The sequence below is a fragment of the Paraburkholderia sp. NMBU_R16 genome, assembly GCF_013282575.1.
Taxonomy (GTDB): domain Bacteria; phylum Pseudomonadota; class Gammaproteobacteria; order Burkholderiales; family Burkholderiaceae; genus Trinickia.
Map to the genome: position 1 here is coordinate 46,673 of NZ_JAAAYE010000018.1, position 25,004 is coordinate 71,676.

The window sequence follows — 25,004 nt, forward strand, 5'->3', positions numbered from 1 at the left end:
AGCTTCGATGCCCCGCCTTCCATCCCTTCGCCAAGAACTGAGCCTGACGCCCGGCGGCGCGACGCCGGACGGCGCCCCGACGTGGATGCTCCACGATCCGGCGGCGAATCGTTTCTTCCAGATCGGGTGGCCCGCGTTCGAGATGCTCTCGCGCTGGCCGCTCGACGATGCAAACGCGATCGTCGCTTCGGTCAACGCCGAGACGACGCTGAGCTTGACGATGGAGGACTTCGAGTCGCTCGTACGGACGCTGCTTCATCAGAATCTTCTCGTCGCGACGAGCGCGGCCGACACGGGACGGCTCGCGAGCGCAGCCGCGGCGGGCAAGCTGTCGCACGCCATGTGGCTGCTCAAGCATTATTTGATGGTTCGCGTGCCACTGTGGCGGCCGATGCCTTTTCTGCGGCGCTTCGCGCGTTACGCCGAACTCGCCTACCGCCCGGCGTTCTGGATCGGCGTCGCGGTTGCGGCGTTGATCGGGCTCGTGCTCGTGTCGCGACGCTGGGACGAATTCGTCCACACCTTCCACGGCTACGCCGATCTACGCGGGCTTGCCGCGATCGCTCTCGCACTGGGCTGTGCCAAGGTGCTGCACGAGTTCGGTCATGCGTTCACCGCGCATCGCTACGGCTGCCGCGTGCCGACGATGGGCGTCGCGCTGCTCGTCATGGTGCCGGTGCTCTACACCGATACCACCGAAGCCTGGAAGGTGCCGGGGCGTGCTGAGCGGTTGCGCATCGGCGCTGCCGGGATGCTGACCGAGCTTGCATTGGCCGCATTCGCCACGCTGGCCTGGAGCCTGTTGCCCGATGGACCGTTGCGCGCGGGCGCATTCCTGCTCGCAACGACGACCTGGATCGGCACGTTGACGATCAATGCAAGTCCGTTCATGCGCTTCGATGGCTATTTCTTGCTGTCCGATTGGCTCGACATGCCGAATCTGCACGATCGCGCGTTTGCGTTCGGCCGCTGGTGGATGCGCGAGCAACTGTTCGGTTTTGGCGATCCGCAACCCGAGCCGTGCGCAGCACGCCGCAGACGCTTTTTGATCGCGTTCTCGTTCGCGACCTGGCTCTATCGGCTCGTCGTCTTCTTTTCGATCGCGCTCGTCGTCTATCACGCTTTTTTCAAGGCGCTGGGCTTGATCCTCTTTTGCGTCGAATTCGGCTGGTTCATCGCACGGCCGATCGTGCGCGAAGTCATCGCCTGCTGGCATCGCCGTTCGGCGCTGCGTTGGTGCCGGCAGACCCGGCGTAGCGCGGCCCTCGGCGCGATCCTGTTTGCGCTTGTCGTGCTGCCATGGCACGGCGGTGTGGGCGCGCCGGCCGTGCTTGGGCCGCAGCGCGCGCAAGGCCTCTATGCTCCCGAGGCGGCTTACGCGAGCGGCGAGGCACCGATCGCCCGCGACGGTCAGCGCGTACATGCGGGTGACGTACTGGCCGTGCTGAGCTCGCCCGATCTGACGCATCGACTGCGAGCAGCACGAGCCGACGAAGCGTTGTTGCGCTGGCAGGTCGAGCAGCAGTCGTTCGATACGCGGCTACTCGAACAGGGTGTCGCGCTGCGGCGGCGCTGGGACGCTGCCCGCGAAACGGTGGCGGGGCTTTCGGCGCAAGTCGCGCAACTCACGCTGCGTGCGCCGTTCGACGGTGTCGTGCAAACCGATGACGCGCTCGCGCCCGGTACCTGGCTGCCGCGCGGCGAGCATCTGTTCGACGTCGTCGGGCCGATGGGGGTGAAGGGCGAGGCGTTTGTCGGTGAAGACGATGCGGCGCGCATCGCGTCCGGCGAGCCGGTGACATTCGTTGCGTCGCTGCCCGAACGGGGTGCGCTGCACTGCCGCGTAACGGCCGTCGATCGCGTCAATCTTGCCGCGCTCGATGTGCCATCGCTGGCAAGCGTGTACGGCGGGCCGCTGCCGGTGCAGTCGCAGCCGGGCACGCATCAGCTCGTGCCGCTCGCGGCCACCTATCGCGTACGAATCGGCGCGTGCCCCGGGAACGAGGCGTGGCCGCGCGAGATCGTCGGCACCGCGACGATCGGCGCGGCGCGTCAAAGTTTTGCGTGGCGAGCGTTGAAGTGGCTTGCGGCCGTATTTGTGCGCGAGGGTGGCGCTTGACGATGCGATCGCCTTCCGTGGCGACCATCGTATGCCGAAGACGATCGCATGCTCGGCAGTTACTTCACCGAAAACGTATAACGTCCCTGTGTGCGATGCCCGTCCGCCGCAACGGCGACCCACACCACGGTGTACTTACCGGCCGCGAGTGTGCCGACCGAAACCGACATGTACTTCGGGTTCGCCGCATCGACAGCCGACTTGCCGCTGACGACGGACTTGCCTTGTGCATTGGTCACATCGATCGAACTGAGCGCCGGTTCGAGACGGTCGTCGAAATCGATGGCAACTTTGTTGATCGTCGCCGTGATGGTGGCGCCGGCGGCGGGCTCCTGACGAGTCGGCCTGGCGTGAGCGAACGCGAGCGAGGCGGCGGCAAGCGTCAGTGCGGCGGCGGCAATGTGCGCCGCGGAAACGATCGATAGATGCTTCTTCATATCCTCAGTGACCTTCAATGCAGTGCAAGGCGGGCGCGTGACTAGGGCTCCGATCCTAGCCGATCGGTCGTAGTGTCGCAAACGAGGCATGCCACACCATCGGGGGCACGCGAAAATGCATGTGATAGCCTACACATCGTTCTCCTGCCATATCGGACGTCGCTCGCGTTGCTCACGTTGCTCACGTCGCGCACATTGCGCACGCTGGCCGTTGCCGTTGCGATGAAAAGACAAAAAGAGGAACACATGCGCTGGATCTTTGGGGTGGTGGGCCTGGTGATCGGCTCGGCGATGGCGCGGCTTGTCGGTGCCTCGGATGTGAGCGGGGCGATAGTGGGAGCGCTGGCCGGCTTCATGTTCGGCGTGTGGCTCCGCCGGGCATCGCCGGCGCAAACAACCGCTGACGCGGGCGCGGAAAAAGCGCTCGACGGTTCGACACCGCTCGCTGCGCGCGTCGAGCAGCTCGAACGCCAGGTCGCCGCGTTGACGCAGGAACTCGCGCGGCTGCATTCGACCGAGGCGCAACCCCCTCAGGTGTCTCCCATCGCGCAGCCGCTTCCCGGCGACGCTGTCGCCGCGCAGACGACAGGAGCGCCTGTCGGGCCCTCCGATTCCGGCACGCCGCCGCTCTCCCGTGACGACGCAAGCGAAGTTCAGCCCGGCATCGCGGCGATGTCCGCGCCCATGCCCGGCGAGCGCAATGAGCAGACCGTTCCGGCCGCACCGACGGTCTTCGAGCGAGCAGTGCGAGCGGCGCGTGATTGGCTCGTCGGCGGTAACACGGTAGTGCGGGTGGGCATCATCGTCCTCTTTTTCGGCGTGGCGTTCCTGCTCAAATATGCGGCCGACAACGCGATGCTGCCAGTCGAGTTCCGCCTCGCGGGTGTCGCGCTCGGCGCCGTCGTGCTGCTCATACTGGGCTGGCGTATCGGCCCGCGGCGCGGTGCTTATGGCCTCGTGCTGCAAGGCGGCGGTATCGGTGTGCTGTACCTGACGGTGTTTGCGGCGACCAAGCTTTACGGGCTGCTGCCCGCCAGTGCGGCGTTCCCATTGATGGTCGTCATTTGTGCCCTGGGTGTGTTTCTGGCTGTACGCCAGGACGCGCCCGCGCTTGCGTTTCTCGCGAGTGGGGGCGGCTTCCTGGCGCCGGTGCTGATTTCGACAGGTGGCGGCAGTCACGTCGTTCTGTTCAGTTATTACGCACTGCTCGATGCCGGTATCTTCGCCATCGCCTGGTTCAAGGCTTGGCGCCCGCTCAATTTGCTCGGCTTTACGTTCACTTTCGCCATCGGTACAGCCTGGGGAGTGACGTCGTACCGGCCTGAATTGCTCGCGAGCACCGAGCCGTTTCTGATCCTCTTCTTTCTGATGTACGTCGGTATCGCACTGCTTTATGCGATGCGCCGCGAACTCGCGATCCAGCATTACGTCGACGGCACACTCGTATTCGCCACCCCCATCGTCGTGCTCGGTTTGCAGGCTGCGCTGATGAGGCACATCCCATTCGGCCTTGCCTGGAGCGCGGTCGCGCTCAGCGCTTTCTACCTGATCGTGGCCGCGTGGCTCGCGCGTCGGCGCGAGCGATTGGCGTTGCTGTTTCAGTCCGCGGCGGCCATTGGCGTCATCTTCGCCACGCTCGCTATTCCACTCGCGTTCAGCGGACCGACGACGAGCGCGGCCTGGGCGGTCGAAGGCGCCGCCGTCACCTGGCTCGGCGTGCGTCAACGGCGCTACTTGCCGCTTGCTTTCGGGCTTCTCATGCAGCTAGCGGCAGCCGGCGCATTTTTAGTGAGTCAGCTTTTCGCAAGAGCACCCGCTACGCCGGTGCTGAATGGCGCCTATCTGGCGACATTGCTGATTGCGGCGGGCGGCGTTTTCACCGGTTGGCAGCTGCATGGGCGCGACGAAGGGCGCGCGTGGCGTCCGTGGACCGGGCAACTGGGCCTCGCGGCGGCGATCTGGGGGCTCGTCTGGTGGATCGGCGGCGGAGCGGACGAGATCGCGGCCTACGCGCAAACGCATGCCGTCGGGGCGCCACAGCGTTTCGCTATCGATGCCTCGATACTTTTTGCCGTGCTGACAGCCTGGTTCGCGCATGCGCTTCGCCGCGTGCTTGCATGGCCCGCGGCGCGATGGCCCGCACTGGCGCTTGCGCCGGTACTGGCGTGGCTTTCTCTCGCCGCGCTGGGCTTGAACGGGGCGCCGCTCACGGGTCTCGGGGCGATTGCGTGGCCGACTGCATTTGTTTTGGGATATCTGCTGCTATGGCGCGAGCAAAGCGATGCGCCTGGCTGGACTGCGGATGCGCTGCATACGGTGATGTTCTGGGTGCTCTGCTGTGTGCTCGCCCAGCAAGCGTATTGGCGTTTGCGCACGTACGTGCCCGAGGGTGCCTGGAGTTGGAGCGCGTGGGCATACGGCGTCGGCATGGCGGTTTTACTCGTGTCGGCCGTCGGGACACGCTTGCGTTGGCCCATCGGGCGATTCGCGCGTGCCTATCAGCTCTGGGCGGCCGGGCCGCTTGCCGCACTGCTCTGGGTATGGACCCTGGTTAGTTTGCAAAGCGATGGCAGCGCGGCGCCGTTGCCGTGGCTGCCGCTATTCAATCCACTCGATGTCGCGCAGATGCTCGTGTTCGGTGCGATGGCGGCATGGCTGCGGCGCGCGTCGACATTCGGTTTTGCGTTACCGTCCCGCGTGTTCGCTTACGCGACACTGGCCACGGGATTTCTCTGGCTCAACGCGTTGCTGTTGCGCGCGCTTCATCATTGGATCGGTCTGCCGTACAGCCTCGGCGAAATGGCGCGCTCCACGTTGGCGCAAGCCTGCGTCTCGATCCTCTGGACGGTGAGCGCGCTTGCCATGACCATCTGGGCCACGCACAAGGGCGCACGCGCGGTCTGGTTCGTAGCGGCCGGCCTGCTCGCCTTGACCGTCTTGAAGCTGTTCGTGTTCGACTTGTCGCACGTTCAGGGGCTCGAGCGCATCGTGTCGTTCATCGGGATAGGCGTGATGCTGCTGTTGATCGGCTACTTTTCGCCGCTGCCGCCGAAAGTTTCGGATCACGAAACAACGGGAGGGAACCTCACGTGAAGCGTTTCGTTGCAGGCTGCGGCGCGGCGGTTCTCACGGCGTTCGCCATTGGGCTGCCGGTTGCGGCGCAAGCTGCGCCAACGCCGTTCATGCATCGCTTTGCGCTCGAATTCGACGGCAGCGCGCCGTACTACGTGCTTGCCGTGCCGCCGGCCGTTTATGTCGCGAGCCGGCGATCCGATCTCGGGGATGTGCGTGTGTTCAATGGAGCAGGCGAGCCCGTGCCTTATTCGCTCGATGCTCCCGTGGCCCATCAGGCGCCGACGCTGCGTCCGGTCAACTGGTTTCCCTTGCCGGCCGCCGCTGCGAACGCGCCCGCCGCAACGGCCGGCGTATCCATCGCACAGGATGGGACATTGCGCCTCACCACGGCCGCAGCGAACGCGGGCGCGCGCGATGCGGACCTGCTCGATATCGGTTCTGCCGCACAGCACGTGGGCGCGCTTGTCATCCATGTGCGGGAGGACAGCTACCAAGGACGCGTGCATGTCGATGCCAGCGCCGATCTGCAAAGCTGGCGCGCAGTGGCCGATGCCTCGATTCTCGAGGCCAATCACAACGGCGAGCGTCTTGCGCAGGAACGCATCGCGCTCGATAACCTCGGGCAGAGAGAGCGCTATTTGCGGCTTCGGTGGCTTGGCGGCGGCCCGCAGATCGCATCGGTCGACGTCGAGCTTTATCCCGATGAAGCCCGCCCATCCGATGGCGCGCGCCAATGGCGCGAGGGCCTCGTCGCCCATGCGGGCAAAACTGCGGGCGAATATCTGTTCGAAACGGGCGGCGCCTACCCGGTCGACCGCCTCAGAATCGATGTGCCGCAACTGAATACGGTGGCGCAAGCCACCGTCTACTCGCGCCCGAACGGCGATGTGCCGTGGCGCGAGATTGCGCACGCGCTGCTTTTTCGCGTCGCGCAACACGGTGAAGCGCGCAATCCGCCTTTGGAATTCGCGCCGGATACGGATGGTCAATGGCGAATCGTCGTCGACATGCGCAACGGCGGACTGGGCAACGGCACGCCGAGCGCGGCAGTGGGCTGGCAACCGGCACGGCTCACGTTCGTTGCTCGCGGCGCCGGACCGTTCTCGCTTGGCGTCGGCAATGCGCGCGTTGCTGGGGCTGCCGCGCCGCGCGACGACATCCTCGTGGGGGGCGAGGGCGGGGCGGGTGTCAAGCCGGCACACCTGGGCGCGCCACTGCCGGTCGACGAGAATGAAGCGCGGCGAGCCGCCGGCAATGCCGACTCAACGCGCCGATACGTGCTCTGGGGCGCGTTGCTATTGGCCGTCGCCGTGCTCGCCGCGATGGCTTGGCGCCTCTTGCGGCCGCAAGATACGGCGCGGTCGTGACGCTCGCCAGTGCCGACGATCGGCACGCCTGACGTTTCGCAGTGCCAACGCGAGAGCTTTCTTTCAGTGTGCTTACATGCTATAGATGCGCGTGGTCCGGGTCTTGCAAGACTCTTTAGCGTGCTCGCCCGCGACGACTATTTGACTCGCTCGCCGGTTAGGGCGAAGCTACGCACCGGCATTTCTTCCGCCCATCGGATATTCATGAGTTCATCGCTGACAGTTCGCCGTATTGCTGCCGACCAGGGCCCAACACTGCGCGAATTGCGCACCGCGGCGTTACGCGAAGCGCCCTACGCGTTCGGGCAGACGCTCGAGGAGGCGCTCCACGAACAGACCGAAACGTTCGAAGCGATCGCCGCCCGCCATGCCGGATCCGACACCTCCACATCTTTCATTCTCTACACGGAAGGTTACCCGGCGGGGCTGATCGGCGCTTACTTCGACGACGGGCACAAGGCGTTCGTCTGCGCGCTATGGGTCGCGCCGGCCGTGCGCCATTTGCGCGGTGGGGAGTTGCTGGTCAATACGGCGAGCGAATGGCTCGCCGAGCGCGGCGCCGACGAAATCCACGCGTGGGTGACCGATATCAACCGCAACGCGATGCGGTTTTACGAACGTCTCGGCTTCGGGCCGACGGGCGACCACGCACGCATGCCGCGTGAACCGGAAGCGTGGGAAACGCTGCTGGTGCGGCACGTCAAGCGCTGAGTGCGCCCCATCCTGCCTCCTACGGCATCTCCTTCGGAAGTGGCTCTGACGGCGTGTGCACCGTTCGCCGCCAGGCCATTCCCGCCACCGCGGCCCTTCCTCGTAGCGGAAAAATCGTCGCCGCACGCGCGGACCCCTGTAAAATACGCAAAATTTTTTGCCTCAACGCTATGTCGCTGAATAAATCGCCATTCTTCGAACTACGCAGCGGCTCGGTCGATACGCTCTTGTTCGTCGTCAAGACGACCGACCTCGATGCGCTGAAGAGCGAGCTCACGCGGCGCTTCGAGGCGACTCCCGAATTCTTCGCGGGCGATGTCGTCGCCATCGATGTACGGCGCTTGGCCGATGACGAGCGCGTGCCGCTCGACGAACTGACGGCGCTGCTGGGAGAAGTCAGAATGCGCGCGCTCGGCGTCGTTGCCGCGCCGCATCAGGCCGAGTGGGCCGCTCGCGGCGGGCTGCCTTTGCTCGAAGCGCGCGACCGGCGCGCAGCGCCTTCGAAGGGCGAGCAGGCAGGCGCCGCCGCGCCGCAGCCTGCGGACGTTGCAGCGCCAGTGCCGCCGCAGGTTGCCGCGTCGGCGCTCGTCATCGACAAACCGCTGCGCTCGGGGCAGCAAATCTATGCGAAGGGCGATCTCATCGTGCTCGGGCTCGTGAGCTACGGCGCGGAAGTGATCGCCGAAGGCAACATCCATATTTACGCACCGCTACGCGGGCGGGCACTCGCCGGCGTCCACGGCAATCACGACGCGCGGATTTTCTGCACGTGTCTCGAACCGGAACTGATTTCGATCGCAGGCATCTATCGGACGTCGGAAAACCCGTTGCCGCCCGAATTATTGGGCAAGTCGGTGCAAATCCGGCTTGCCGACGAACGACTGATCATCGAGCCGCTGCGGCTCACGTGAGATGTGCGATACGCATCGCGCATGCCTCATCGACTCAATTGACGAACACAGGGTAAGGGGAAATGGCAAAAATCGTTGTGGTGACTTCGGGCAAAGGCGGCGTGGGCAAGACCACGACGAGCGCGAGCTTCGCGTCGGGCCTCGCACTGAGGGGCTTCAAGACGGCCGTGATCGATTTCGACGTCGGCCTGCGCAATCTCGACCTCATCATGGGCTGCGAGCGCCGCGTCGTGTACGACTTCATCAACGTGATCCAGGGTGAGGCGAACCTCAACCAGGCGCTCATCAAGGACAAGAAGTGCGAAAACCTCTTCGTCCTGCCCGCGTCGCAAACGCGCGACAAGGATGCGCTCACGCTCGAAGGTGTGGAGAAGGTCATCAACGATCTGAGCGGCATGGGCTTCGACTACATCGTCTGCGACTCCCCGGCCGGAATCGAATCGGGTGCGTTGCTCGCCATGCATTTTGCCGATGAGGCACTCGTGGTGACGAATCCCGAAGTGTCGTCGGTGCGCGATTCCGACCGTATTCTCGGCATCCTTTCCTCGAAAACGAAGCGCGCCATCGAGGGCAAGGATCCGATCAAGGAACATCTGCTCATCACGCGCTACAACCCGAAGCGTGTGAGCGAAGGAGAAATGCTTTCGCTGTCCGATATTCAGGAGATCCTGCGTATCGAACTGATCGGCGTGGTGCCCGAATCGGAGGCGGTGCTGCACGCCTCGAACCAGGGCTTGCCGGCCGTGCACATGGACGGCACCGACGTGGCCGAGTCGTACAAGGATATCGTTGCGCGCTTTCTGGGCGAGGAAAAGGCGTTGCGCTTTACCGATTATCAGAAGCCGGGGCTTTTGCAGCGCCTCTTCGGCAAGTAAGCGGAGCACGCCATGTCGATACTTTCCTTTTTGCTCGGCGAAAAGAAGAAGTCCGCGGCGGTCGCGAAAGAGCGGCTGCAACTCATCATTGCTCACGAACGCGGCGGTGGGCACGCGCCGGCCGATTATCTGCCGGCGCTGCAGCGTGAACTCGTCGCGGTCATTTCGAAGTACGTCAAAATTTCGGACGACGATATCCGCGTGAGCCTCGAACGGCAAGACGATCTCGAAGTCCTCGAAGTCAAAATCGAAATCCCTCAGACTTGAACGCGATGCGGGCGTCCGACGTCCGCATCGCCATCGCCGCTGCGCAACTTGTGTGGCTTGCTCATCTCCCCGGTTTTGCGCGGTTGTCGATCAACTGCTTCGGTCGTCAGCCGGCTTTGCCGGCGGCTCCTCGTCTTCGAAAAGCGGTTCGAGCGTCTTGGGCGATTCGGGCGCGGCCGCGGGCTGTGCAGCCGGCGTCAGATAACGGTGCGAAAGCGACTCGTAGAGCGGCGGCGCAATGAGCCGCGACACGCGGCTCGCGATCAGTGCGGTCGCCATCAACGAGATCACGAGCGCATGGCCGTTGATCATCTCCATCACGATGACGAAAGACGTAATCGGCGACTGCGTCACCGCTGCCAGATAGCCCACCATCGCGAGCGCAATCAGCATCGGCAATTGCATGTTCGTGAACACCATGTGCAGCAGGTTGCCAAAGCCGGCACCGATCGATAGCGACGGCGCAAAGATGCCGCCCGGTATGCCGGGCAAATACGAGCCGACCATCGATACCAGCTTGAGGAACGGATAAAACGCCGACAATTGTTCGCGTCCGTCGAGCAGGCCGCGCGCTTCCGCGTAGCCGCTGCCGAACGTGGTGCCGCCCGAGACGATGCCCACGACCGCAATCACGAGTCCGCACAGCGCGCCGAACAGTACCGGCCGCTCGCGATGCAACCGCTGCAACGCGGCGGGCTGCCAGCGCGAGGTATGCAGCAAGAGCCACGCAAAAAAACCGCCCGCAAGCCCGGTTACCAGCGCAGTGATGACAACGGCGAGCGCGAGCAGATCGGGGAAATGCGAGCCGAGCTGGATCGTGCCGAAGTAGGTGTAATTCCCATTCATGCCCAGAGCGATCACGCCGGCCACGATGATGGCCGTGATCAGCACGCCGCTCGCGCGTGCTTCGAAGCTGCGCGTCAACTCCTCGATGGCGAACACGATGCCGGCCAGCGGCGTGTTGAAGGCTGCCGAGAGGCCCGCGGCCGCACCGGCGAGCACGAGCTGACGCTCGATGAGGGCGTTCGAGCGCGGATAGAAACGGCGCATGTTGTACATCAGCGTTGCACCAACCTGCACCGTCGGCCCTTCGCGGCCGATCGTAAAACCGCCGAGGATCGCGAGAAAGGAGACAGCGACCTTGCCGACGAGAATGCGCATGCCGAGCATGCGCGGCCCGAGCCTGGACGGGCCTTCTTCGAGCGTGGCGATGACCTGCGGGATGCCGCTGCCTTCCGCGCCTCGGAAAAAGCGTCGCGTGGCCCAGACGCACGCCGCGCCGACGGCTGGCGTGACGATCAGCGGCAGCCATGCGTGGCGATGCTGCATCGCCTGAAAGGCGCCGTAGCCCCAGTCGATCAGCCGCGCGTAGAAAACGGCGAGCAATCCGACCGCAATCGCGCCGAGCCAGAAAACCCCATAGCGGCGCCATAGGTGCCGCGAATAGCGGACGAGATCGGGAGATCGGGCGAGCTTGGTCCGGAGCATGGGATAGTGGGCGGCCAAAGTGGCGACTATAGCGAGGCATCGTCTGCCACGCCTGGCAAGAATCGAAGCGATGTTCTTGCAGGATTGGGCGCTGCGCGCATTACAAGCCTGTTAAATCTGTGCCCGTTCGTACGGTGTTGCCCCCCTGTCGCCAGCGTACGCACCGTGTTCGACGCGCGATGCCGATGTTCTGTAATACGTCCGCATCGGCTGCTTACAAATTGCAACGCTGCGGCATCGCGCGCTGCTGTCCAATCGACTCATCCGTCGAGTTGCCGCAACGATTCGACGTTTCCGATGTTTCGATATGCGTCGCACGCACGCGCTCGAGGGGAGAAGACGAAATGAAACGCTCGATACTGACATGGATCGCGGGGGCGCTGCTGGCCGCGACATTGGCCGGATGTGTCGTGGTACCGGCCGAAGGTTACTATCCCGGCTACTACCATGGCGCCTATCATGGCCGTTACTACTATCGTTGAATCCACGCATCGTTGCGCGGCGCACAACCCGCGCAGGCGCGAACCCTGCTTTTCATGAACGGCATCCCCTCGACGAGGAACGGACGGGGGAACAGATTGTCCATCGCATTTGTTCGTCAGGAAACGAGGATCGAGGCGGGGCGCCGATAGCATTGCCGGTTGCCGTCGTCCGATTCGTTCGAGGGGATCCGATGAGTGTGACAGCGGGACGTTCGGTCGAAGTGGATTTTTTGCGTGGTGCGGTGTTGATCGTCATTGCGATCGATCACATCTCGAGGGGGATACTGCAACACGCGATGCTGCATAGCTACGCGTATTGCGATGCCGCCGAAGTATTCGTATTCCTAGGCGGCTATGCTTCCGCGGCGGCCTATGGCGCGGTGGCTTCCCGCAACGGCGATACCGGTGCCCGTCGACGCTTTCTCAAGCGGGCCGGAGAAATCTATCGTGCTTATCTGCTGACGGCGGCGCTGATGCTCGTCGGCGGTGCATTGTTGACCCGCGTGCCCTGCGCGCAAGCGGCGATGGCGGATACAGGCTGGCCCGTCTTCGCACGCCATCCGTGGCAGACACTGGCGGACATTGCGCTCTTTCGCCGTCAGCCTTATCTATCGGCTGTATTGCCGATGTACGTGCTGTTCGCGCTGGTCGTGCCGCTCATCGTGCCGCTTACGCGCCGCGCGCCGGTGGCCGTGCTGACGTCCAGTCTCGCCCTCTGGCTCGTCGCGCCATGGCTCGGCGCTTTGCTGCCGGCGGCGGGCGACGGGAGCTGGCCTTTCAATCCGTTTGCCTGGCAACTGATGTTCATGTTTGGCATCCTCGCACGGATTCACCCGGTATCGGCCGAGACGCTGGCGTCGGCGACCGGAAAGCGGATAACGCGGGCCGCCTTTGTCGTGGCCCTGACCTTTGCCTTCGTCAAGCTTTGCATCGATGCGCATCCGTCGCCGGGCTTCATGAAACAGAATCTCGCGAGCGTTCGCATCGTCAGCTTCCTCTCGATTGCCTGGCTTTGCGCACAAGCAGTGCGGCTAGGATGGTTGCGCAAGCTGGCCGATCGCTTGCCGGGCGTGGTGACGATCGGCAAACAAGGCCTCATCTGCTTCGTGGGCGGCACGGTGGTATCGATGTCGATCGATGCGGCGTTGGCGCTCGCACGTGTGCAGACGAGCGATATCTGGACGGACTGGCCGATCCGTCTGCTCGGTGACGCATCAGCCGTTGTCTTGCTCGTTTCGCTCGGACGCGCGGCGAGCGCGCTGAAGGCTCGCAAGCGTCCGGTCAGCGTGCCGGCAGCGATGGCCTGGCTTCCGGCACGTTCCCGCGAGCGCGAGTAGGAGCGGGGCCGGGCGGCTAAGCGCGGGCCCACCCCGTGCGCAAACGAAACGCTCAGTTCAGCGCAATACCGCGTGTCTCGCGCATGGCGAGGACCGCGACGAGACTGACGGCGGCGGCGATCGAGACATAAGCCCCGACCCACGCGAGGCCGCCGCGGGCTGCGAGCATCTGCGCGATATACGGTGCGACCGATGCGCCGAGAATCCCGCCAAGGTTGTACGACACGCCTGCGCCGGTGTAACGCACGCTCGTAGGAAAGAGCTCGGGCAACAGCGCACCCATCGGCGCAAACGTGATGCCCATCAGAAACAGCTCGATGATCAGAAAGAGCGCGACGAGCGGCGGCGATCCGCTGCCGACGAGCGGTGCCATCGTAAAGCCAGAGGCGATGGCGGCCGCAATACCGGCTATCAGGACCGGCCGGCGGCCGAATCTGTCGCTGGCCCATGCCGCGAGCGGTGTCGCGAGCGCCATGAAAACGACCGCTAGGCACAGCAGCCCGAGGAAGCTTTGCCGTGAAAAATGCAGCGTCGCGACGCCGTACGAGAGCGTGAAGACGGTCGAGATATAAAAGAGCGTATAGCAGACGACCATCGCCAACGCGCCGAGCAGCGTCGGCCCGCCGTGGCGTGCGAACAGCGTGACGAGCGGTACGCGTACGCGCTCGCGCCGCTCGATTGCCGCGCGAAAGGCCGGGGTCTCGGCGATTTTCAACCGGACGTAAAGCCCGAGCGCGACGAGCACGGCGCTCAGCAGGAACGGCACGCGCCAGCCCCAGCTGCGGAACTGGTCATCCGACAGTGTGAGCGCCAATCCGAAGAAAAGTCCGTTCGATGCCAGAAAGCCGACGGACGGTCCGAGTTGCGGGAACATGCCGAACCAGCCGCGACGACCTGCCGGCGCGTACTCCGTGGCGAGCAACGCGGCGCCGCCCCATTCGCCGCCGAGACCGATTCCTTGCCCGAGACGCAGGATGCAGAGCAGCACCGGTGCGAGGCCGCCGATCGAATCGTAGCCGGGCACGAAACCGATCAATGTCGTCGATACGCCCATGACGAGCAGCGATGCAACGAGTGTCGACTTGCGGCCGATGCGGTCTCCGAAATGCCCGAACAACAGCGAACCGACCGGCCGCGCGATGAAGGCGAGGCCGAACGTGACGAACGCCGAGAGCGCCTGAGCCGTGGGCGAGCTGTGGGGAAAGAATACCGGGCCGATCACGAGCGCGGCCGCGGTGGCGTAGACGTAGAAATCGTAGAACTCGATCGCAGTGCCGATGAAACTCGCGAATACGATGCGCGAGCGGCTCGTGGCGTTGTCTGCGTCGGTTGACGTAGCCATCGCGGGGGATGACGGCGAAGCCGGCATAGGAGTCTCCGTGGTCGTGACGTGCGATGCGAGGCCCGCGCGCGAAACCGCGCGGAACGCACGCGGGGTCCGTTGTTGTGGATCGATCGGAATCGCTGCGTTGCTCGACGCATTGGCCGCCAAGCGGTGCGACGCGGCCAGCGGCGCGATGCAATGCGGTCTGGATTATAGCGAGTCCGCCGACCTTGGCGTCGGCGGATGCACGCTCGGTTCGCACGGCATCCGGGCGGGGGCGCCGCACAGGATGCCTGGCGCGAGGGTGTCAGTCGAACGCCTGTGCCTGTGGCGCGGCAAGTGTGCGCAGTTGGAACTTGCCGTCGTCGTTGAATAGCCAATCCTCGAACATTTCAAGTTGGCCGAGCGCGTTGAGCAGCTTGGGCGGCGGCGGTGGCAGCGGCGCGGCGCGGCGCAGCGACGCCAGCGCCGTGGTTTCCGCCTCGTCGTCGCCGTTGGTGCGGTAGACCGACGACGAGACCAGCTTGCCATCGCGATCGACCTTCATTGCAACGACGACGAGCGAGCGCAGCATCGCTTGCGGCGGGCGTTTTTGCACATAGGAAGGATTGCGCTCGACGATACGCTCGGCGACTAGCTTGCGGTATTGATCGAGCGTCGCACTATTGACAGCGGCCGGCGGTGGGGCCGTCAGCGCGGACGGCCGCTGAGGCGGCGTGAATGTGCAGGCGCTAGCGAGAGCCAGCGCGCCTAAGGCTGGAATGCGCCAATACCCACGGACGCGCGGCGCGGGAAGGCGGCGAAAAGTGGCAATCATGGCGAGGTGTGGCTATCGATAGATGCTCGGCTGAGCGGGGGCAACGGGATAAGAAAAGAGTAGGCCACCGCTCGCTATTGCGCATCCTGGTTCGCCCGATTTTGTGTGCGCATGCGAACGAGCGCGAACTCGCGGACCTTCGTTTCGACGTGATCGAATCTAGTATGCGATCAGCGACTCCACCCAAGTGTGAAGCCCCATGTCGCCCTGCCCATATCTCACCCAGTTGTAGTCGCCATAACCGGCGCCCTCCCCCGGCCAGGGGTTCATGAAGTAAAGCGTTTGCGAAGCATCATCGAATCCGTCGATGACGATGAAATGGCCGCCTCCGCCGGGCCAGGACCAGAGCGCGATCACCGGGTTGCCGCGCTGAACGGCCGAACGCGCCGTGCCATAGGAGAGCGGGCTGCTGTAATAGCGCGATGCGCGCCGCCCCAGCCACCAAAGGATGCCTTCGATGCCGGTCGTCCCGGCCAGGTAGTTTCCGGAATTCGCTCGATCGTTCCAATAAAACGGATAGGCTCCGCATGTATAGCCGACCGAGTCGACCCAGTTGGCGATTCGGCATTGCGATGTGGTGACGCCGCGGTAAGCCAGCACGGCATCCGCGTCCGCGCTCCAACACCACTCGCTATGTATTTGTTGCACGAGGGGAACATCGAGTTGAACCCTTGCCGCCTGCGCTGCCATCTGCGGCGCCATGCAGGCCGCGGCGCTCGCGATGAGATACGCCGCCGAAGCAGTCTTCATGATGGAATTCCTCAATGGCTGAAGCGTGGATCGCTCATCCCGCGCTGGATACTCGCACGCAGCGCATCGATGATCCGATGCTCGCTCAGTGCCTCACGCTTCGTGGCGGCGAGAGGGCTCTCGCCGGCGACGGAATCGGGTCTCGACGACAACGCGAGTTCTTGCGCGCTCAGCAACGGCAGGTATGCCGGTTCGCCGTGCGCAATGACTTCGATGAAATCTGCGAGCCCTTGCTCACTGCGTACGAAGCGCAGTCGTGGAGCTGAAGGGTCGCGGAGATAGTCGCTCACGGCGCGTGAGATATCTGCGGCGAGGCCCGCGCCGCCCATTTGCACCGTTTTCCATTGTCCGCGCACACGCGCGACCGTCGCGAGGCCGACTGGCCGGTCGCCAAGCAGCACGACGAATCGCCAGACGCCGGTACGGCGCAGGCTTTTGTCGATGCTGTTGCCCGCGAGCAGCGAAGCCGCATCGATCAGATAAATCTCGAAGCCGTAGCCGATTGCGGCATCGCGCATGGCGCCAGGCGAATCGATGGAGAAAATGCGGCCGAGCGAGCGACTATCGTCGTTGCCCATGGCATGTTCAGCCAACGCGGCGAGCGTGCGTTGCGCGGCGTTGCGCTGTGGCGTGCCGAGCGCGAGCGTGAAATCGAGTGGCGACGAGGCATTCCCCTCGTTGGCCGCGACGGGTGCCGGGCATGCGACGATCAACGCCACTGCCAGCAGGGTTCCGAGCGACTGCCTGAATGAGTGCATGGGGACGGCTCCTTCGTCTAAGGCACGGCGCTGCCATGGCTGAATCGGAGCTTAGGAACAAGCGGCGCGATCTGCCAGCCGTCTCCCTGAGGTTGAGAGGTTTCGAATCGATTCGCATAGATCGCCTGCGGCGGTTTTTCCAGTCGATTTTGACCGAAAACCCACTATGTGGATTGGGTGTGGGGTTATGACGAACAATTTGCGGTGGTCGCTGATTTTCTCAAATACTAAGATCAACGGGCTCAAGTTCGTTTGAATTTCAAGTTTTCATCCAGTATCTTCTGGCAGGCGGGGTTGCGAGATTCATCTCTGTGAATCTAGAACTTGAACGAGGCCGAGGGAAAAATGTTTCGATATGAAATGGGTGCGGCTCTCCTTGATGCCGCGGATTCGGACACCTGGTTCGATGAACTATCTGAAATTGGCCGGCGGCATGATTTCGAATACACGATATTCGCTTTGTCGATAAGAAATACCATGCCGTTCGAAAGTGCGTTTTATCGCGGCAACCATTCGACGGTGTGGCGAAAGATATACGAACAGAAGCATTACGTGCGCATCGACCCCATCGTGCGCTATTGCCAGTCGAAGCTCACACCGCTCGTTTGGGGCAGCGAGCGTTTTGTCGAGCCGGAAGAGCAGATTCTGTACGAACAGGCGAGTGGATTCGGCATGCGGTGGGGCGTAACGTTTCCGATTCATGGGCCAAAACAGGAAGTGGGTATGTTGTGTTTCGCCACGAGCCGGAAATCTGAGGAGGCGAGGCGTGACGTGGTGGTGCATATGCCCAAATTGGGATTGATTCGGGATATCGCTTACGAGACGGGCCTGCGCTTTGCGCGTGAAGAAACGAGTTCATCCGTCCCGAAGCTGACGCCCTGCGAAACGGAGTGCCTCAAATGGCTCGCGCTCGGAAAATCGACGTGGGAAATTTCGAAGATACTGGATCGATCTCAGGCAACGATCAACTATCACATCCATAACATCAAAAGGAAAATGGATGTGCATTCGCGAAGCGCCGCAATGATGATGGCGGTCAAGCTCGGATTGATCGAGGTCGATCGGTTGGCCTCCACGCCTTGTTTTGCATAGCCGCAGTTTGCCCATGGGCGGTCGGGCCCCGCATCGGTCGGCGGTCGGCATCTCGCGGGGCACGAAGGTTCGCCCGAGTTCGAGCAGAATCGACCCCGGGCCGATGTCAGCGTTTTCCCGAGAAAACGATTCCATGCCGACAAACGGTTGAACCTTTTGCCTGGCGCGGCCGATATCTCCGTTAAGCAGCGACGTGGGTCGCCGGCTGTAACGGAGGAGTCGCAAGATGATGGATGGGAGCCATGCGGGTGTTTTCCGCGAGGGTGGCGCGTCGCGGTCTGCATCAGTTGCTGTGCGCCGTATGGCGGCGGTCATGCTCGCCGTCTGGACCTTGCTGCCGTTCACGTTCGCGCCCCGTGATGCGCAAGCGCAAGAAACGATCAAGATCGGTGTCCCCGCGCCGCTGTCCGGGAGCTACGAGCGGGCGGGTGCCGACATCGTCGATGGCGGCAGGCTCGCCATCGAGCAGATCAATGCCGCCGGCGGCGCACTTGGCAGGAAGCTGGAACTCGTGCCGCAGGACGATGCCTGCAATCCCGACGGAGCGGCGAGGGCGGCGACCCAGCTCGTTGCGGCCGGTGTCATCGCCGTCGCAGGCGGTTATTGCTCGAGCGCCGCGCTGCCCGAGCTACACGTATTGCACGATCGGCATATCCCGTACGTGCTCGATGCGTCTACTTTTCCGCAACTCACCGATCACGGTTGGAACGACGTCTTTCGCACGATCGGGCGAACCGACGCGCAGGGAGGCTTCGCCGCCAAGTTCATGAGGGACGTACTGCATGCGACGCGCGCAGCGGTCCTCAACGACGGATCGACGTACTCGCAGGGGCTCGCGCAAAGTACGGTCGCGGCGCTCGAGCAAGCGGGTGTCGAGGTGGTCTACGACCGTGCGATCACACCAGGACAGCCGGACTATCGAAGCGTGATCAAGGAGGCGACCGATTCCAAGGCGGATGTCCTGTACTTCACGGGGTATTACACCGACGCGGCCGTGCTGGCGAAAAACCGGCGCGAGCTGACGCCATCGATCAAATACTTCATGGGCAACGGCACCGCGGACGCGTCATTGATCAAAAAGGGCGGGGCGGCGGTGGAAGGGATGATCGTGACGACTTCGCCCTTACCGCAGTTTTTCCCGCAGTCCCGCGCGCGGCGTTTCGTGAAGGCGTACGAAGATGCCTACCAGCGCGCGCCCGGTCCGTACTCGGTTTATGAGTACGACGCGATCGGGGTTACGGCGCAGGCCATCAAGAACGCGAACTCGACCAAACCGGAGGATATCGCGGCGGCGTTGCATAGACTGAAGCGCTACAACGGTGCGACGGGCGAAATCGAGTTCGATCAGAAAGGCGATCGAGCGAAGGCGCCGTTCATGGCGGTGACGGTGCGCGATGGCAAGTTCGAACCGTATGCCAGCCTCGATGCCAAGGGGCGGTGGGTGGCGGTGAAGTAGGCGGGGCGTTCTGGCGGAGGGCGTGGGATTCGAACCCACGAAGGCCGTAAAGCCTTGCCGGTTTTCAAGACCGGTGCATTCAACCGCTCTGCCAGCCCTCCGAGGGGAGCGATTGTACCGCGAAATAGTGGGCCTGCTGCAATGCTGGCGGCGCCCCGGACCCTGCATCCCGCGTAACCCGCGTCCCCCCGCGTCGCAAGATCCCCTCACTCCGTGCCCGAGCGCTTACCGTGCGCCAGCGCCCCGGCTCTGCTCAGCGTCTCGACGATATGCGCCAACGCACGTTGACGCGTCTCGCGATCCGGTGCGCGCAACGCATACGACGGATGCCATGTCGCCAGAATGGCGCGCCCACCGTGTTCGATCACTTTGTCGAAGTGCTCCTGCAACCGGGCATGTGGGTCCTGCAGCAGCGCCTTGAGCGCCGTGCTGCCGAGCGCGATCACGACCTTCGGCGCGACTTCCTCCAATTCCTGGTCCAGCCAATAGCGGCACGCCTCGATTTCGCGTTGCGCAGGCGTTTTATGCAGCCGCCGCTTACCGCGCGGCTCCCATTTGAAATGCTTCACCGCATTCGTGATGAAAACGTCCTTGCGGACGACGCCAGCTTCGTGCATCGCGTCATCGAGCAACTGCCCGGCAGGTCCGACGAAAGGTTTGCCGGCTCGATCCTCGCTGTCGCCCGGTTGTTCTCCGACCATCATGATCGGCGCATGCCGCGCCCCGGCGCCCGGCACGCCCTGCGTGGCGCGCTCCCAAAGCGCGCAGCGGCGGCACGCATCCAGCGTGCGCGGTTGCTGGTCCGGCTCGACCTCGGGCCGAGGTTCGGGCTCGGCATCGGCAGCCGTGGGCGGTGGGCGGCGTTTCTGGGCGTTCATGACCGGTTTGCGTAGCATCCGGGAATCGATGCGAGCAATTAGGATGCCGCCCTCCCGCGACAATCGTCAGGCGTCGCGCTCGTTCAAGAACAACGCCTGCAGATCGTTGAGAAACCGCTGCCCGAGCGGCGTGGGCGCTATCCGTTCATGGTCGCGCGCGATCAAGCCGCGCTGCTCGGCTTCGCGTAGCGCGGGCTCGATTGCCGTGATCGCGAGCCCCGTTCGCTCGATGAACCGATGCACGGGAAAACCTTCAGTCAGCCTCAACGCGTTCAACATGAATTCGAACGGCAGATCGTGTGGCCCTACCTCGCGCTCGTCTTCGACGGGCGAGCCCGCGCGTGCCTTTTCGATGAAGGTGGTCGGGTGTTTGTAACGTGCCTGACGAACGATCCGATGGGCGAACGACAGCTTGGAATGCGCACCGGCCCCGATGCCCAGATAGTCGCCGAAACGCCAGTAGTTGAGGTTGTGCTTGCACTGTCGATGCGGCTTGGCATAGGCCGACACCTCATAGCGTTCGTATCCGGCCGCCGCCGTGCGTTCATGGATCCAGTCCTGCATGTCGGCCGATGCATCGTCATCGGGTAGCGCCGGCGGGTACTTCGCGAAGAGCGTGTTCGGCTCGAGCGTCAGATGATAGAGCGAGAGATGGGGCGGGTCGAACGAAAGCGCGCGCTCCACGTCGGCACGGCATTCGTCGAGCGTCTGTTGCGGAAGCGCGAACATCAGATCGAGGTTGAAGTTCTCGAAATGCCGCGCGGCGATTTCGACCGCCCGATGCGCGTCGCTGCTGTCGTGAATCCGGCCCAGCGCCTTCAAGTGCCGCTCGTTGAAGCTCTGAATGCCGACGGACAGGCGGTTGATGCCGCTTGCGCGAAATTGCGCGAACTTCTCGGCTTCGAACGTGCCGGGATTGGCCTCCATCGTGATCTCGGCGTCCGCATCGAGCGGCAGCAGCGCGCGCACATCCGATAACAGCCGGTCCAGCCCGCCTGCCGACAGCAGGCTCGGTGTCCCGCCGCCGATGAACACGGTATGCACCTGCCGTCCCCAGACGAGGGGCAGCGCTTGCTCGAGATCGGCACGTAGCGCGCCGAGATAATCGTTTTCGGGAAAACGCTCGCCTTTCCATTCATGCGAATTGAAATCGCAATACGGGCACTTGCGCACACACCAGGGGAAGTGGACATAGAGCGCCAGCGGCGGCAGCGAGTTCAGCGCAATCTTCCCAGGCGCGACGAACGCTTGAACGACGCGATGCCGATCGTACTCGGGGGGGGTCATTGCGTCTCCCCAGCGAGCCGGGCGACGAGCGCACGCAGCGCCAGCGCGCGATGGCTATGTGCGTTCTTGACGATGGGGTCGAGCTGCGCCGCGCTGGCCGCAAGCGCCGGCACGAAGAAGTGCGGGTCGTAACCGAAGCCGTTGCTGCCGCGCGGCGTGTCGATGATCTCCCCATGCCAGCGGCCCTCGGCCACGAGCGGCTCCGGATCGTCCGCATGTCGCATCAGTACGAGCACGCAGTAGTAGTAGGCCCGCCGGTCCTGCACGCCCTGCAGCTCGGCGATGAGCCGCGCGTTATTGGCTGCGTCGCTTTTTTCGCCGCCCGCATCGAGTGCGAACCGCGCCGAGTGCACGCCGGGTGCGCCGCCCAGCGCATGAACACACAAGCCCGAGTCGTCGGCGAGCGCGGGCATGCCCGTCAATGCCGCGGCATGGCGCGCCTTCGCGAGGGCATTCTCGATAAAGGTCGGATGCGGCTCCTCGGCCTCCGGCACGCCGAGCTCGCCTTGCGCGACGAGCGCAATGCCCGCATCGCCCAGCATCGCGGCGAATTCGCGCAGCTTGCCGGCGTTGTTCGACGCAACCACGACGCGCCCGAGCGAGCGCGCGACACTGCCCTGGGTGTGCGAGGATTCGCTTGCGCGATCAGTCACCTGTAACCTCCAACGCCGCCTTTTGCTTCGCGATCAACTGTTCGATGCCCGATTGGGCCAGATCGAGCAGCGCATTCATTTCGTCGCGCGAAAAAGGGGTTCCCTCGGCCGTACCCTGGACCTCGACGAATCCGCCGTCGCCGGTCATGACGACATTCATATCCGTATCGCAGCGCGAATCTTCCTGATAATCGAGATCCAGCAGCGGCAGCCCCTCGTAGATGCCGACCGAAATAGCGGCGACATAGTCGAGAATCGGCGAGCTTTCGATGCGTCCTGCCGCGAGAAGCTTCGATACCGCGTCGTGCGCGGCGACGAACGCACCGGTGATGCTGGCCGTACGCGTGCCGCCGTCGGCCTGGATGACGTCGCAATCGACGTGCAGCGTGCGGGGGCCGAGCCGCTCGAGGTCGAACACCGATCGCAGCGCACGGCCGATGAGGCGCTGAATCTCCTGCGTGCGCCCCGTCTGCTTGCCGCGCGCGGCTTCGCGATCGCTGCGGGTGTGCGTGGCGCGGGGCAGCATGCCGTATTCGGCGGTGAGCCAGCCTTGGCCGCGATCGCGCAAAAACTCTGGCACGCGCTCGAGCACGCTTGCCGTACAGATGACCTTGGTATCGCCGAATTCGACGAGCACGGACCCTTCCGCATGCTTCGTGTAATGGCGCGTGATGTGCACGTCGCGCAGTGCATCGGCACGGCGCCCGCTCGGGCGTTCAACGAGATCGGTCATGGTGGGCAAAGGTATGAGGAGGGAAACCGTGATTTTACCGTTACGCCGACGCCGCATCGCGCGTGCCGGCCCGAGCTTCCTCGCCATGCCCTGCGAGCGGCGCGCGAGGCAGGCGCCGGGCGCAAAAATGGGATAATGCCCCTTTCGCCTGCGCGACGCCTCATTGGCGCGGCGGGCGCCTCGAACAACCGGCCGGCAACGGCCCCAAACGCGAGACGGACGATGATCTACAGCATGACAGGCTACGCGAGCGCTACGCGCGAAATTGCGGTGCCGGGCATATCGGCGGGCATGAGCGTATCGGTCGAACTGCGCACCGTGAATTCGCGTTTTCTGGACCTCAATTTCCGTATGCCCGAAGAGGTGCGCGCGTGCGAGCCGACGCTGCGCGAAATGCTCATGAGCAAGCTCTCCCGCGGCAAGGTCGACATCCGCATCAACGTGCAGCGCAGCGAGCAGACGCCGAGCGTCGGTGCGCTGAACGCCGAGGTGCTGCAGCAACTCGCCAAGCTCGAGCAAGCCGTCACCGATGCGTTTCCCGGCGTCGAGCGCATGCGCACGGGCGAGATCCTGCGCTGGCCCGGTGTGCTCGCGGAAACCGGCGCGTCGGCGGAGGCGCTGCGCGACGCCGTGCTCGCTTGCGGCAAGCAAGCGATCGGCGAACTCATCGATGTCCGCGGCCGCGAGGGTGCGCAGCTCGGTGCGATGTTGCTCGGCAACGTGACCGAGATGGAGGCGATCTTGCAGCGCATCTCGCCGCTCGTGCCGGAGCTCATCGCCAAGCATCAGCAAAAGATCGTCGAGCGCTTGCAAGAGGCGTTGGGGCTCGCAGCGCCCGACGGGGTCGCAACGATCGTCTCACGTGAAGAGATTGCCGAGCGCATCCGTCAGGAAGTGACCATGTACGGTATCCGGATCGATATCGCCGAAGAGTTGTCGCGACTGACCGCGCATTTGAACGAGACGCGTCATGTGATCGAGAAGGGCGGCAAAGTCGGCAAGCGGCTCGATTTCATGATGCAGGAACTGAACCGCGAGGCCAATACGTTGGGCTCGAAGGCGGCGGCGAAGGAGCTTGCCGACTCGTCCATGACCCTCAAGCTGCTGATCGAGCAGATGCGCGAACAAGTCCAGAACCTGGAGTGAACCACCGATGATCGACGCTACGTCCGCAGGCGGCGCGCGCAAAAGCGGCGCTCCGCGCAATCCCTACGCCGGAGTGTATCCCGGCAACCTTTTCATGGTCGTCGCCCCATCGGGGGCCGGCAAATCGACGCTCGTGAACGCGCTGCTGGCCGACGACGCAGCCATTCGTCTATCGATTTCATACACGACGAGAAAGCCTCGTCCTGGCGAACAGGACGGGCAGCACTACCACTTCACGACGGTCGACGACTTTCTGGCGCGTCACGCGGCCGGCGAGTTTCTCGAAAGCGCCGAAGTGCACGGCAATTACTATGCAACTTCGCGCGTGTGGATCGAGGAACAGATGAAAAGCGGCCATGACGTGCTGCTCGAAATCGATTGGCAGGGCGCGCAGCAGGTGAAAAAGCAGTTCCGCAACGCGGTCGAGATATTCATCCTGCCCCCGTCGCTCGAGGCGCTCGAGGTCCGTCTCAAGAAGCGAGGCCAGGACGAGCCGAACGTCATCACGCGCAGGCTGCTCGCGGCCGGCAGCGAGATGGCGCACGCATCGGAGGCTCAATACGTGCTCATCAACGAGCATTTCGATCGGGCGCTGGCCGAGTTGCGATGTATCGTTGCCGCGACGCGGCTTCGTTTCGATTCGCAGTACGCCCGCAACAGCGAGCTCTTCATCGAGCTCGGCATCCATCTACCGGCCGCCGAGTGACGGTGGACGGCTGGATACATAAGGTAGAATAAGCAGCATATCAAGAAGGAATTCCCGAACATGGCCCGCATTACCGTCGAAGACTGCCTGAAGCAAATCCCGAATCGATTCGAGCTGGCGCTCGCCGCGACTTATCGCGCCCGCCAGTTGGCCCAGGGTCACACGCCCAAGATCGAGAGCCGCGACAAACCTACGGTTGTCGCGCTGCGCGAGATCGCAGCAGGCCAGGTCGGTCTCGAGATGTTGAAGAAGGTGCCTGTCTGAGCATCGAGTTCGTGAAGCGCGGCGGCAGTACCCGTCGCCGCGCTTTCGCGCAGTCTATCGGGCCAAACGCG

Annotated in this window: 24 protein-coding genes and 1 tRNA gene; 14 read left to right on the forward strand and 11 right to left on the reverse strand. The window is 63.8% G+C overall.

All coding sequences use genetic code 11. From position 1 onward, the window contains the following. The first annotated feature begins 7 nt into the window (after positions 1–7). Positions 8–2,119, forward strand: a complete 2,112-nt coding sequence (locus GWC77_RS11635) for an HlyD family efflux transporter periplasmic adaptor subunit (protein WP_173257059.1) — start codon at positions 8–10, stop codon at positions 2,117–2,119. 59 nt (positions 2,120–2,178) lie between these two features. On the opposite strand, the gene GWC77_RS11640 is transcribed toward GWC77_RS11635, so the two are convergent. After that, entirely contained in the window at positions 2,179–2,556 is a 378-nt protein-coding gene (locus GWC77_RS11640; RefSeq protein WP_173257060.1) for a copper resistance protein CopC, read from the reverse strand. Between the two features lie 246 nt (positions 2,557–2,802). Between GWC77_RS11640 and GWC77_RS11645 the strand changes: the two genes are divergently transcribed. From GWC77_RS11645 to minE, 6 genes are all read left to right on the forward strand, one after another. Beyond that, the gene (locus GWC77_RS11645; RefSeq protein WP_173257061.1) at positions 2,803–5,649 is read left to right on the forward strand and encodes a DUF2339 domain-containing protein; all 2,847 of its coding nucleotides are present in this window, start codon (positions 2,803–2,805) and stop codon (positions 5,647–5,649) included. Continuing rightward, the gene (locus tag GWC77_RS11650) at positions 5,646–6,998 is read left to right on the forward strand and encodes a DUF3999 domain-containing protein (RefSeq protein ID WP_173257062.1); all 1,353 of its coding nucleotides are present in this window, start codon (positions 5,646–5,648) and stop codon (positions 6,996–6,998) included. The genes GWC77_RS11645 and GWC77_RS11650 overlap by 4 nt, the downstream gene beginning before the upstream one ends. Before the next feature lie 204 nt (positions 6,999–7,202). Continuing rightward, entirely contained in the window at positions 7,203–7,709 is a 507-nt protein-coding gene (locus tag GWC77_RS11655; protein WP_173257063.1) for a GNAT family N-acetyltransferase, read from the forward strand. A 170-nt stretch (positions 7,710–7,879) separates the two neighbouring features. Then, positions 7,880–8,620 carry a septum site-determining protein MinC gene (gene minC / locus GWC77_RS11660; RefSeq protein ID WP_173257064.1) on the forward strand — a complete coding sequence of 247 codons (741 nt, stop codon included), beginning with the start codon at positions 7,880–7,882 and terminating at the stop codon, positions 8,618–8,620. A 62-nt stretch (positions 8,621–8,682) separates the two neighbouring features. Next, positions 8,683–9,495 (forward strand): septum site-determining protein MinD, encoded by an 813-nt coding sequence (gene minD, locus GWC77_RS11665; protein WP_173257065.1) that lies wholly within the window; start codon positions 8,683–8,685, stop codon positions 9,493–9,495. 12 nt (positions 9,496–9,507) lie between these two features. Next, positions 9,508–9,762 (forward strand): cell division topological specificity factor MinE, encoded by a 255-nt coding sequence (minE, locus tag GWC77_RS11670; RefSeq protein WP_173257066.1) that lies wholly within the window; start codon positions 9,508–9,510, stop codon positions 9,760–9,762. A gap of 90 nt (positions 9,763–9,852) precedes the next feature. Here the strand turns inward: minE and GWC77_RS11675 are convergent, their stop codons facing one another. After that, positions 9,853–11,250 (reverse strand): chloride channel protein, encoded by a 1,398-nt coding sequence (locus tag GWC77_RS11675; protein WP_173257067.1) that lies wholly within the window; start codon positions 11,248–11,250, stop codon positions 9,853–9,855. Positions 11,251–11,594: 344 nt separating this feature from the next. On the opposite strand from GWC77_RS11675, the gene GWC77_RS11680 reads away from it, so the two are divergent. Beyond that, entirely contained in the window at positions 11,595–11,732 is a 138-nt protein-coding gene (locus GWC77_RS11680; RefSeq protein WP_173257068.1) for a hypothetical protein, read from the forward strand. Positions 11,733–11,923: 191 nt separating this feature from the next. Beyond that, positions 11,924–13,069, forward strand: a complete 1,146-nt coding sequence (opgC, locus tag GWC77_RS11685) for an OpgC domain-containing protein (RefSeq protein ID WP_173257069.1) — start codon at positions 11,924–11,926, stop codon at positions 13,067–13,069. A gap of 52 nt (positions 13,070–13,121) precedes the next feature. Here the strand turns inward: opgC and GWC77_RS11690 are convergent, their stop codons facing one another. The 4 genes from GWC77_RS11690 to GWC77_RS11705 all read right to left on the reverse strand — a co-directional run bounded on the left by GWC77_RS11690 (position 13,122) and on the right by GWC77_RS11705 (position 16,718). Continuing rightward, positions 13,122–14,438, reverse strand: a complete 1,317-nt coding sequence (locus GWC77_RS11690; RefSeq protein WP_173257070.1) for an MFS transporter — start codon at positions 14,436–14,438, stop codon at positions 13,122–13,124. Between the two features lie 262 nt (positions 14,439–14,700). After that, positions 14,701–15,210 (reverse strand): TonB family protein, encoded by a 510-nt coding sequence (locus tag GWC77_RS11695; protein ID WP_173257071.1) that lies wholly within the window; start codon positions 15,208–15,210, stop codon positions 14,701–14,703. Between the two features lie 159 nt (positions 15,211–15,369). Beyond that, positions 15,370–15,960 (reverse strand): papain-like cysteine protease family protein, encoded by a 591-nt coding sequence (locus GWC77_RS11700; protein ID WP_173257072.1) that lies wholly within the window; start codon positions 15,958–15,960, stop codon positions 15,370–15,372. Positions 15,961–15,971: 11 nt separating this feature from the next. Continuing rightward, the gene (locus tag GWC77_RS11705) at positions 15,972–16,718 is read right to left on the reverse strand and encodes a hypothetical protein (RefSeq protein ID WP_173257073.1); all 747 of its coding nucleotides are present in this window, start codon (positions 16,716–16,718) and stop codon (positions 15,972–15,974) included. 324 nt (positions 16,719–17,042) lie between these two features. Between GWC77_RS11705 and GWC77_RS11710 the strand changes: the two genes are divergently transcribed. Together GWC77_RS11710 and GWC77_RS11715 are read left to right on the forward strand one after the other, a co-directional pair. Beyond that, on the forward strand, positions 17,043–17,810 hold the full coding sequence (locus tag GWC77_RS11710; RefSeq protein ID WP_173257074.1) for a LuxR family transcriptional regulator: 768 nt from the start codon (positions 17,043–17,045) through the stop codon (positions 17,808–17,810). A 313-nt stretch (positions 17,811–18,123) separates the two neighbouring features. Beyond that, complete coding sequence (locus GWC77_RS11715) at positions 18,124–19,266, forward strand: branched-chain amino acid ABC transporter substrate-binding protein (RefSeq protein ID WP_173257075.1); 1,143 nt, start codon at positions 18,124–18,126, stop codon at positions 19,264–19,266. An 11-nt stretch (positions 19,267–19,277) separates the two neighbouring features. On the opposite strand, the gene GWC77_RS11720 is transcribed toward GWC77_RS11715, so the two are convergent. The 5 genes from GWC77_RS11720 to rph form a co-directional block, all read right to left on the reverse strand. Further along, positions 19,278–19,367: transfer RNA gene (locus GWC77_RS11720), tRNA-Ser, on the reverse strand. Between the two features lie 105 nt (positions 19,368–19,472). Then, positions 19,473–20,144: a UdgX family uracil-DNA binding protein gene (locus GWC77_RS11725; protein WP_173257076.1), complete on the reverse strand. Its 672-nt coding sequence runs from the start codon at positions 20,142–20,144 to the stop codon at positions 19,473–19,475. Positions 20,145–20,210: 66 nt separating this feature from the next. Further along, positions 20,211–21,431: a radical SAM family heme chaperone HemW gene (gene hemW, locus GWC77_RS11730; protein ID WP_173257077.1), complete on the reverse strand. Its 1,221-nt coding sequence runs from the start codon at positions 21,429–21,431 to the stop codon at positions 20,211–20,213. Next, on the reverse strand, positions 21,428–22,084 hold the full coding sequence (rdgB, locus tag GWC77_RS11735; RefSeq protein WP_173257078.1) for an RdgB/HAM1 family non-canonical purine NTP pyrophosphatase: 657 nt from the start codon (positions 22,082–22,084) through the stop codon (positions 21,428–21,430). Before rdgB ends, hemW begins: the two co-directional genes overlap by 4 nt. After that, positions 22,077–22,817, reverse strand: coding sequence for a ribonuclease PH (gene rph / locus GWC77_RS11740; protein ID WP_173257079.1), 741 nt, complete (start codon positions 22,815–22,817; stop codon positions 22,077–22,079). Before rph ends, rdgB begins: the two co-directional genes overlap by 8 nt. Before the next feature lie 222 nt (positions 22,818–23,039). Here rph and GWC77_RS11745 point away from each other — a divergent pair, with 222 nt between their 5' ends. Genes GWC77_RS11745 through rpoZ form a run of 3 tightly spaced genes read left to right on the forward strand, consistent with a single transcriptional unit; the run spans position 23,040 to position 24,933 of the window. After that, the gene (locus tag GWC77_RS11745; protein ID WP_173257080.1) at positions 23,040–23,963 is read left to right on the forward strand and encodes a YicC/YloC family endoribonuclease; all 924 of its coding nucleotides are present in this window, start codon (positions 23,040–23,042) and stop codon (positions 23,961–23,963) included. A gap of 7 nt (positions 23,964–23,970) precedes the next feature. After that, positions 23,971–24,669: a guanylate kinase gene (gene gmk / locus GWC77_RS11750; protein ID WP_173257081.1), complete on the forward strand. Its 699-nt coding sequence runs from the start codon at positions 23,971–23,973 to the stop codon at positions 24,667–24,669. Positions 24,670–24,729: 60 nt separating this feature from the next. Next, the gene (gene rpoZ, locus GWC77_RS11755) at positions 24,730–24,933 is read left to right on the forward strand and encodes a DNA-directed RNA polymerase subunit omega (RefSeq protein WP_006400783.1); all 204 of its coding nucleotides are present in this window, start codon (positions 24,730–24,732) and stop codon (positions 24,931–24,933) included. Positions 24,934–25,004: the final 71 nt, after the last annotated feature.

Excerpts from the sequence above, each read along its gene's own strand:
- GWC77_RS11690 (WP_173257070.1), bottom strand. The coding sequence starts at position 14,438 with ATGCCGGCTTCGCCGTCATCCCCCGCGATGGCTACGTCAACCGACGCA.
- minE (WP_173257066.1), top strand. The coding sequence starts at position 9,508 with ATGTCGATACTTTCCTTTTTGCTCGGCGAAAAGAAGAAGTCCGCGGCG.
- GWC77_RS11675 (WP_173257067.1), bottom strand. The coding sequence starts at position 11,250 with ATGCTCCGGACCAAGCTCGCCCGATCTCCCGATCTCGTCCGCTATTCG.
- gmk (WP_173257081.1), top strand. The coding sequence starts at position 23,971 with ATGATCGACGCTACGTCCGCAGGCGGCGCGCGCAAAAGCGGCGCTCCG.
- hemW (WP_173257077.1), bottom strand. The coding sequence starts at position 21,431 with ATGACCCCCCCCGAGTACGATCGGCATCGCGTCGTTCAAGCGTTCGTC.
- GWC77_RS11725 (WP_173257076.1), bottom strand. The coding sequence starts at position 20,144 with ATGAACGCCCAGAAACGCCGCCCACCGCCCACGGCTGCCGATGCCGAG.
- GWC77_RS11745 (WP_173257080.1), top strand. The coding sequence starts at position 23,040 with ATGATCTACAGCATGACAGGCTACGCGAGCGCTACGCGCGAAATTGCG.
- minD (WP_173257065.1), top strand. The coding sequence starts at position 8,683 with ATGGCAAAAATCGTTGTGGTGACTTCGGGCAAAGGCGGCGTGGGCAAG.
- GWC77_RS11705 (WP_173257073.1), bottom strand. The coding sequence starts at position 16,718 with ATGCACTCATTCAGGCAGTCGCTCGGAACCCTGCTGGCAGTGGCGTTG.
- opgC (WP_173257069.1), top strand. The coding sequence starts at position 11,924 with ATGAGTGTGACAGCGGGACGTTCGGTCGAAGTGGATTTTTTGCGTGGT.
- GWC77_RS11635 (WP_173257059.1), top strand. The coding sequence starts at position 8 with ATGCCCCGCCTTCCATCCCTTCGCCAAGAACTGAGCCTGACGCCCGGC.
- minC (WP_173257064.1), top strand. The coding sequence starts at position 7,880 with ATGTCGCTGAATAAATCGCCATTCTTCGAACTACGCAGCGGCTCGGTC.
- GWC77_RS11700 (WP_173257072.1), bottom strand. The coding sequence starts at position 15,960 with ATGAAGACTGCTTCGGCGGCGTATCTCATCGCGAGCGCCGCGGCCTGC.
- GWC77_RS11715 (WP_173257075.1), top strand. The coding sequence starts at position 18,124 with ATGCTCGCCGTCTGGACCTTGCTGCCGTTCACGTTCGCGCCCCGTGAT.
- GWC77_RS11645 (WP_173257061.1), top strand. The coding sequence starts at position 2,803 with ATGCGCTGGATCTTTGGGGTGGTGGGCCTGGTGATCGGCTCGGCGATG.
- GWC77_RS11695 (WP_173257071.1), bottom strand. The coding sequence starts at position 15,210 with ATGATTGCCACTTTTCGCCGCCTTCCCGCGCCGCGCGTCCGTGGGTAT.
- rpoZ (WP_006400783.1), top strand. The coding sequence starts at position 24,730 with ATGGCCCGCATTACCGTCGAAGACTGCCTGAAGCAAATCCCGAATCGA.
- GWC77_RS11655 (WP_173257063.1), top strand. The coding sequence starts at position 7,203 with ATGAGTTCATCGCTGACAGTTCGCCGTATTGCTGCCGACCAGGGCCCA.
- GWC77_RS11680 (WP_173257068.1), top strand. The coding sequence starts at position 11,595 with ATGAAACGCTCGATACTGACATGGATCGCGGGGGCGCTGCTGGCCGCG.
- GWC77_RS11640 (WP_173257060.1), bottom strand. The coding sequence starts at position 2,556 with ATGAAGAAGCATCTATCGATCGTTTCCGCGGCGCACATTGCCGCCGCC.
- rph (WP_173257079.1), bottom strand. The coding sequence starts at position 22,817 with ATGACCGATCTCGTTGAACGCCCGAGCGGGCGCCGTGCCGATGCACTG.